Here is an 8,513-nt window from a genome sequence, read left to right as displayed (position 1 = left end):
TACTAATAGCCGCTCTTCAAGTTCATTTTTTGTTCCTTTCAAACGCAAATTTTAAGCATAAATACTTATTGACGTAGTAGGTTTTAGCTTAACTTGACGCTAATGGCAGGGATGCCCACTCCACAAGAGAATTTTGGGTATTTTTTTGTAGGTCTTAATAGTGTTTGGTAGGTAGGCGCCGACTAACTCAAGGGACAAAGCGCGCCGATAAAGAAGTATTTAGTAAACTAATTTTTTTTGAAGATAATATAAAGATATTGCTGGTATATTTAAAATATTGATAAAGCGATTCAACTCCTTGTAAATCAAGGCTGTACAAGACATAAACGTCAGATAACAGCTTCGTAATGCTAGTAATTGGTAATTTTTAACCAATACTTGGTTAATAAAAGACGTGAGTACAATATTCAGCAAAATTCGCCTCATGAAGGTGTATTTTTTTATGAGTATTTATCGAAATATATAAAAAAAGATACTCTTTCTTCACTTATGTTATCAGTAATAACTAAGTATAATATAATAGCATTAATTTTATAAGCACGTAGAAGTCAATAGCTAAGATATTATGCTTATTTAATAAACGCTTATTTTGTCAATGATTGATTTAACAATAGTGTAGTGATTCTAATCACAAATATATTGCGGTTATATTGATTGATGGGTGTACACACTTAAGTGAATTCATAAATTCTATTTTTAGTCACCAATATCTCTTATTTTCTTCCCTGGTAATTAATTTGTATAAAAACATGCTTATCAAGTTTCTGCGCGTGTTAAATGAGTATTAAAGATACCTGTATAAAATGAATCTCAATGCAAACAATAACCCCCACGGATTTTGGCTGTAATACTATAGTTATTAACGGTTAGATAAGTTTTGGATAACCTCGATTAGTTTGCATAGGAGTATACAACTGTTATATAATCACCATTGGTTATTCCTACTGAATGATTAAAGATTCATTAGTGCCGTTTTGCCGCTTAGGAGTTAGCCTTATTAGTATGGAGGAAACCAAATTAATGTAGCGTGAGTAACAATTTGCTAAAGGTAAAGGTGATAATATTGGTTAGCTTTTCACTTGTGTAACTGCTTTCCAAGGCAGTTAGCTTAAAAAATAAAAACCGTAGATGCTAAGTAAATTTTTCACTATCTGAACAATTTCTGCGCTTCGCCGTCAAAATGCTAAAAACCAATATTTAGCGTTATTCTGGCAGACAGATTTTGTATAAATGAACGTGAAACTAACTAGAAAAATTACTTAGATGTAAAAAAAATGCCAAACTGGCAACACAACTGCTTAAAATTTGTTATTAATGTATTTACGAGGTACTTGTGATAAATATATACCAAGTGATTACACCATCTACTCCTTTAGGTATACAAGCAAAAAAAATTACCAATTTCATCAGTTGATTGTGATATGTTCTACATGTGGTGTTATCATCTTTGAATAGTGGTTCTAAAGATGACTACATGAAATTTAGGGGCTATCAGGAAAATTCAGGAAAATTCATTCATATACTCGCCTACTTTGTAGATTAGTGAATCTACGTATGACTTGTAGAGTTGTGATAAACTGAAAAACCTGTTTGAATTATCTAACCGTAACTAAATAGTCAATTTTGTGATGATGGGTCTTTGATGGTCTTTTAGATCTCAGTCTCTCTCAAGAAACCTTCTTCTGTTTCTTTTTTAGGATGGGGATGGTGGAATGAGAGAGGTATTATATAAATTTATGCACGCGGCGACGCTGATTAACGACCAATTATTTCTTCGCTTCACACACAATTATTTATTGACATAAGCTATGTAAATCAACAAATCCGCATTTGTGGAATATTAGACTGCGAGTTAGTAATTATTACTGATACTCGAAGTTTTAGCTGTCATAAATATTCTACGTACAGAAAAAATAGCAATCAAGCATCTGTAGCAGATTGCAGTCAAAAATTGGCTTTTTTCCGAAGTTGATCCGCACAGATTAACTTTCGACAGCGTGTGATTAGTTTACGTTTTGTAATTATATGGGGGTATCTGAAATTGCTGAAAAGATGTGAACGAAGCCGGAAGCGCTCCAAGCGACGGGCAATATATTGTCCGATACATGGATGTTATTTAGATAGCGCTAGTCAAAAATACTCGCTTTACGCCGATACTGCTGGACAACTTCAACAGCGCGGGGTACCCAGGAAAGAAGCAATGATGTTGGTGGCATCTCAGACTGCAATTTGTTTAGACAATGAATGGTTGGAAGCATTCTGGTGCGACCAGTGCCAAGGTATCGAGTGGTATTACGTCAAGAAAAAAGACCGCGTGTATGAAATATCGGTGGCGCCTGGTGAACTATGGCAACGCGCGATAGGAGTAATTCATCCAGAAGGCAATACCTCTGTAGGTGAGTTCACACGCAGACACGCGCGGATGACTGGGTATGATGTCAGAGATGAATTTCGTATCAAGGGTACATAGCGATTGCAAACCCTGCTTCCAGAAAGTCAGGTGCTGCAATTAAAGTAATGAAGTAGTTGAGATATCTGCATGATAGAGTCACTTCCAAACGTAGAAGAAATTGATTTTCAAAAATATTTACAAGTAATACAGCGACGTTGGTTGCCTGCTATTGGAATTTTCGGGATTACTGTCACTATGGCATCAATGTATACTTTTTCATTGAAGTCAACTTATGAAGCTCAAGGAAGTGTTTTAATTAAAACAGATAATACTTATTCTTTAACTGGATTAGGGGAAAATTTGGGAAGAATTCAAGCTCTAACGCAAGAAGGTAGTCCATTAGAAACACAAGCAAAAATAGTTACGTCAGTACCAGTAATTCAGGAAACTATTCAATCTTTAAATCTTAAAGACAAGGAAGGTAAACCTCTTGAAATTGAAGCCTTAGTCAGACAACTTAAAGTTAAAGGAGCTGTTGGAACCGATATACTTGAAATATCCTACACAGATAATGACCCGAAACTAGCAGCTCAAGTAGTAAACAAGGTTATCGACTTATACATAAACAGAAACATCAGAGATAATCAAGCAGACGCAGTTTCAGCACGTAAGTTTATTTTAAAGCAACTACCGGAGCGCGAGCAAGCAGTTAAACAAGAAGAGTTGATTCTGCGTGAATTTAAAGAAAAAAATAACGTTGTAGTGCTGCAAGAAGAGGCAACGAATGCAGTTAATACAATTTCACAATTAGATGCAGAAATTACCAAATTCCAAGCTGAATTAGTTGAAGTTGGACGAAAATTAGTAAATTTACGCAGTCAAACCAAAGTTCAATCAGAACAAGCTGCAACTTATGCCGACTTAAGTCAATTAAAAGGAACTCAAGATGTTTTAACTCAACTTCAACAAGCCCAAAGCCAGTTGCGAATTGAGAAAACTCGCTTTGCGTCAGAACATCCAATGGTGATTAATCTTGAAGAAAAAGTTGCTGCTCTTAAAGATTTATTAAATGAGAGGACAACACAAATAGCTGGTAATAGCAAGCCTGTTCCAGAGGGTAATATTCAAATTGGGGAGTTACGGCAGGAATTGATAGGAGACTTAATAAAGACAGAAAATCAGTATACTGGACTCTCTGGCAAAATTTATCAATTGCAGCAAGCAAAATTGAACTATCAAAGACGCGCGCAAATTTTACCCAAGCTTGAACAAACTCAGCGTGAACTTGAACGGCGCCTAAAAGCAGCGCAAACAACTTATGAAACGTTGCTCACTAAGCTACAAGAAGCAGATGTTGCACAAAATCAAAAAGTTGGAAATGCCCGAATTATCTCCGGTGCGCTTGTGCCTAAAAAGCCGAATGGTTCGAGAAAGCTAATATTTATAGTAGGTGGGGCGGCAGCAGGAGGAATATTAGGTATAATCACTGCGTTTGGGTTAGACTTGGTTGACAGGTCGTTAAAGACAGTCAAAGAAGCAAGAGAATTATTCAAGTATACTTTGTTAGGAGTAATTCCAAACATCAGTAAATGGGGTCGAAACCGTTCATCACTTGATGTTGCTGAATCATCTATTCCTAAAGTTGCTACTCATATTGGGCATTACCCACTAGCTGATGCTTATCAAATGCTGCGAGCAAATTTGAAGTTTTTAAGTTCAGACCATGAACTGCGAGCATTTACTATCACAAGTTCTGTATCTAAAGAGGGTAAATCTGAGGTTGCTGCCAACTTGGCTTTAGCAATGACGCAAGTGGGACGACGGGTATTAATAGTTGATGCAGATATGCGTCATCCAATTCAACATCATATATGGTACATCAACAATAACATTGGTCTTTCTAATTTGCTCGTTGAACAAATGGAAAGTGAGAGCGTTATACAAGAAGTGATGCCTAATCTGTTTATTTTACCATCTGGAGTTTTACCACCTAATCCTTTGGCATTACTTGACTCAATGCGGATGAGTGCATTAGTTGACGAATTTGTAAGTAAATATGATTTTGTAATCTTTGATACTCCATCTCTTGCAGGAACCGCTGATGCCGCTGTTATAGGTAATTTAACTGATGGCACTTTATTGGTAGTACGTCCCGGGGTCATTGATTACGCTAGTGCTATTGCTGCAAAAGGGTTTTTAACTCAGACAAGTCAGAAAGTTTTAGGGATAGTTATCAACGGTGTAAATGTATGGCGAGAACCTGATAGTTACTTTTATTACAATGCAAATACCCTTGAGTCAGTAAACGTATCACGAGATGTAGTACAATCTACAGTTCTAAAGTAGAAGTGCTTGTTGTTAAAAGATAGTAATTTTTGATTAAATTTCAATCAGAGCTAGTGATGCTTCATGGTTAAACTAAACGCATTAGTCAGTAAACTGAGTCCAGACTTAAAAAAGATAATTAGCAATACGGGCTGGTTATTTGCCGATAAAATCTTACAAATGGGTTTGGCTTTAGTAGTAGGTGTATGGGTAGCGCGTTATTTAGGACCTCAAAAGTTTGGTCTGTTTAACTATGCAGCTTCCTTTGTTGGAATGTTCAGTTTTTTAGTTAGTATGGGTTTGAACTCTATCGTTGTACGCGATATTGCTCGTAACCCACTACAAAAAAACGAAACTTTAGGAACCACTTTCGGGTTAAGTCTATTCGGTGGTATTTTAAGTTTAGTATTATCAATTGGATTTATTTACCTTTTAGAACCAGGAGAACGTTTAACTCATATCTTAGTTGTAATTTTTGCTATTGGCTCGCTACTTGAAGCCTTCAATACAATTGACCTTTGGTTTCAGTCTCAACTTCAATCAAAGCAGACTGTCTTAGCCAAAAAAACAGCTTATATCGTTATGTGTGTTGTTCGAGTATGGCTGATTCAGGTACAGGCGCCAATCACAGCTTTTGCATTAGCACGACTCACAGAGATAATTCTAAGTAATTTAGCAATTATAACTGTTTACAAGCTGAAAGGAAATCTGATTACCTTATGGCGGTTCAAACTTAAACGAGCTAAAGAGCTTTTAAGAGAAGGTTTTCCTTTAATAATTTCGGGGGCTGCTATATACATGTATGCAAAGATTGACCAGATTATGCTGGGAAGTTTTCTTGCAGATAAATCACAATTAGGTTTTTATTCAGCAGCAGTACGAGTCGCAGAAATATTTGATTTTTTACCAATGATTATAGCCTCATCTTTATTACCAAAATTAACACAATTGAAAGACCAAGGCAGTAATTATAAAAAGCAGATACAGGTATATTTTGACATTATGATACTTCTATGGTTAATTGTTGCAATACCTGTATCTATATTTGCTCCACAGATAGTTTCGTTTCTATACGGTGAATCGTATGCTCCTACAGCAAAACTTTTAGCCATATACATATGGGGTCAATTTTCCGCAAATTTATGTGTTGCAAGAAGTACATATCTCACTATCGAAAACAAACTTCATTATACACTTTACATATCTCTAATAGGCGCAATTATTAATATTACACTCAACTTCTTTTTAATACCTCGTTACCAGGCTTTAGGTGCTACAATAGCAACTATAATAACTTATTTTACAGTTGCTATTCCTGTAAATTATTTTTTCCAAGAGTTAAAGCCCATTTCTAATTTTGTTTTTCACTCATTAAATATACATATGTCTATACAAAGACTATTGAAAATGATTAAATAGTTTTAAGTTAGTAACAAATAAAAAAGAATTGTAATAAATATGAAAATTTTAGTAGCGTTGCCAAAAAAACATAATTACTTCAATTCAATCGATGAAGTTTTAGACGGGCAAGTTGCTTGTTCTGGTACTTATGGTTCAATTATTAGACTAGCAAATCTTTTAAATCAAGCAGGATTTAATGTTTGTTTAAGCGCATGTGATAACATTAGTTCAACTAAGTTTTCTTGTATAAAACATCAAAACATTAATGCTCAAAACTTTGATTGCTTGATTGTTCACCAGTCTCACTGGGATGGTAGCTCATTAACATTTGGAAATCAAGCCTTAAATAAAACAATTCTTTGGTTACACACATTTATTCCTTTCGCGTTAGTTTATACTTTTTTACAAGAGGGTGGAAAACAAGTAGTTTGTGTTTCTGAATATCATGCTAATTTTTATCGTTCTCTACCACAATGGCAAGAAGGAATAAGTATTATATCTAATACATATTGTTCAGTCTTTAAAACAGTTAGTAACGATTCACACCATAATAAGACTAACAAACCAAGGTTATTATTTATTGGTGCCATAAATCGCGATAAAGGTTTTTATGAACTCACAAAAATATGGTCTTATTTAGCGAGTCAGGAAACTAACTTAGAATTAGCTTTAGCGGGAAGTGCAAATGTACACACTCTTAGTAAAAACCAAAAAGTTGGTTCAATGGGTATAGGTGATATAGAACTAGAAAATAACTGTATAAAACCCTGGCTTAAGTCTTTACCAAAAGATTACCAGCCTATTTTTCTTGGAGCTTTATCGCCACTACAATTACATACTGAACTTATGAAATGTTGGGCAGTAATTGTAAATCCGGGTTGCAGTTCTCCAGAAACTTTTTGTGTTTCTGCTGTTGAAGCGCAAGCTTGCAAACGCACAGTTTTTTCAATTTCATTTGGAGCTTTAAAAGAAACAGTTTACCATCAGCATTTTAATTCTTTAGATGAAAAAAGACAGATAAAAACAACTGCTGAATTAATTATTCATGGTTTAGAAAACAAAGAATTGGTGGAAAAAAATGCTTGTTTAGCAGCTGAGTTTGTCCATAATAAATATGCTTCTAAATTGATTTGTAACACCTGGATAAATTTAATCAAAGGAAAAAAAGTTCAAGCTTTACCAAATAAATGGTTGGAAATTAGGGATGTAGCAAACGATTTAATGCGATTAACTAGAACAGGAATGCTTGTTCATAAGTTGAGATATTCTACAAATCGCCAAATCATGAAAAGTTATTTATCTACCAAAGGTTAATCAATTTATGCAAATCTACTAACACAGGCATATGTTAAAATTACAGGCTCAAATTAATTGAAAATTAATTCATAAGTGTATATCAACAATCATTTATTGAGAATAAACAATGAATACTCCAGTCGCATTTATAATCTTCAAACGTCCCCATACTACACAAAAAGTATTTGAAGCTATTCGTCAAGCAAAACCACCCAAGCTTTTTGTGATAGCAGATGGTCCACGCCAAAATTATCCTGATGAGGCAAAGCAATGCGAAGCAGTTCGTGCAATTATTGAGCGCGTTGACTGGGAGTGTGAAGTGTATAAAAATTATTCTGATATCAATTTAGGTTGCGGAAAACGCTTACCCAGTGGTTTAGATTGGGTTTTTAACCATGTAGAGAAAGCAATAATATTAGAAGATGATTGTTTGCCAGACCAAACATTTTTTCCATTTTGTGAAGAACTACTTGAAAAATACAGATATGATGAAAGAATTGCATCAATTTCTGGTCAAAATGTTCAGTTAAATCAAAAGAGAACAGATTATAGCTACTACTTTTCTCATTACAACCATGTTTGGGGTTGGGCAACTTGGAAACGAGCATGGCAAAGCTTTGATTTTAACATGTCGCTGTGGACAGAAATTAAACAAAAAAATTTCCTTCAGGATGTATTAGAAAATAATGAAGCAGCCAAGGCTTGGAATAAGGTGTTGCAAGATACACACGACGGACGTTTAAATACAGTTTGGGATTTTCAGTGGCAATTTGCCTGCTGGATTCAAAACCGTTTGAGTATTCTCTCTAACACTAATTTGATTTCTAATATCGGATTTGGTAGTGGTTCGACAAATGTATCAAACAGTAGAAGTAAACACTCTAATCTTTCTACAGAAGCAATTAAGTTTCCTTTAAAACATCCACCTTTTATTATTCGTGATGTACAAGCTGATAATTTTACTCAGGAAACTTTGTTTTCACATCTAAACCCTAATATATTCCAAAGACTTATATTTAGAATGCAAGCGGAGTTAGATTCTTTCCAAGTGCCAAATAATTATTTAAAAAATCAAAGCAGTGAGCTTCATTAATTTATT

General features: G+C 34.7%; 5 protein-coding genes. All 5 read left to right on the top strand.

Translation table 11 applies throughout. The features are described 5' to 3' along the window. The first annotated feature begins 2,041 nt into the window (after positions 1-2,041). The 5 genes from AC2JBO_RS20370 (at position 2,042) to AC2JBO_RS20350 (ending at position 8,507) form a co-directional block, all read left to right on the top strand. On the top strand, positions 2,042-2,470 hold the full coding sequence (locus AC2JBO_RS20370; RefSeq protein WP_496955477.1) for a hypothetical protein: 429 nt from the start codon (positions 2,042-2,044) through the stop codon (positions 2,468-2,470). Between the two features lie 69 nt (positions 2,471-2,539). Further along, entirely contained in the window at positions 2,540-4,738 is a 2,199-nt protein-coding gene (locus tag AC2JBO_RS20365; protein WP_496955476.1) for a GumC family protein, read from the top strand. 63 nt (positions 4,739-4,801) lie between these two features. Next, complete coding sequence (locus AC2JBO_RS20360; RefSeq protein WP_496955475.1) at positions 4,802-6,136, top strand: flippase; 1,335 nt, start codon at positions 4,802-4,804, stop codon at positions 6,134-6,136. Between the two features lie 39 nt (positions 6,137-6,175). Continuing rightward, positions 6,176-7,432, top strand: coding sequence for a glycosyltransferase (locus AC2JBO_RS20355; protein WP_496955474.1), 1,257 nt, complete (start codon positions 6,176-6,178; stop codon positions 7,430-7,432). A gap of 109 nt (positions 7,433-7,541) precedes the next feature. After that, entirely contained in the window at positions 7,542-8,507 is a 966-nt protein-coding gene (locus AC2JBO_RS20350) for a glycosyltransferase family 2 protein (RefSeq protein WP_496955473.1), read from the top strand. The last annotated feature ends 6 nt before the right edge of the window (positions 8,508-8,513 follow it).

It is taken from the genome of Calothrix sp. CBUCES-K 9914, from assembly GCF_059640475.1.
The sequence above is the reverse complement of the archived record's forward strand: the minus strand, read 5'-3'. Positions and strand labels throughout refer to the sequence as shown.

Coding starts and splice junctions, on each gene's coding strand:
- AC2JBO_RS20365 (WP_496955476.1), top strand. CDS start 2,540: ATGATAGAGTCACTTCCAAACGTAGAAGAAATTGATTTTCAAAAATAT.
- AC2JBO_RS20360 (WP_496955475.1), top strand. CDS start 4,802: ATGGTTAAACTAAACGCATTAGTCAGTAAACTGAGTCCAGACTTAAAA.
- AC2JBO_RS20355 (WP_496955474.1), top strand. CDS start 6,176: ATGAAAATTTTAGTAGCGTTGCCAAAAAAACATAATTACTTCAATTCA.
- AC2JBO_RS20350 (WP_496955473.1), top strand. CDS start 7,542: ATGAATACTCCAGTCGCATTTATAATCTTCAAACGTCCCCATACTACA.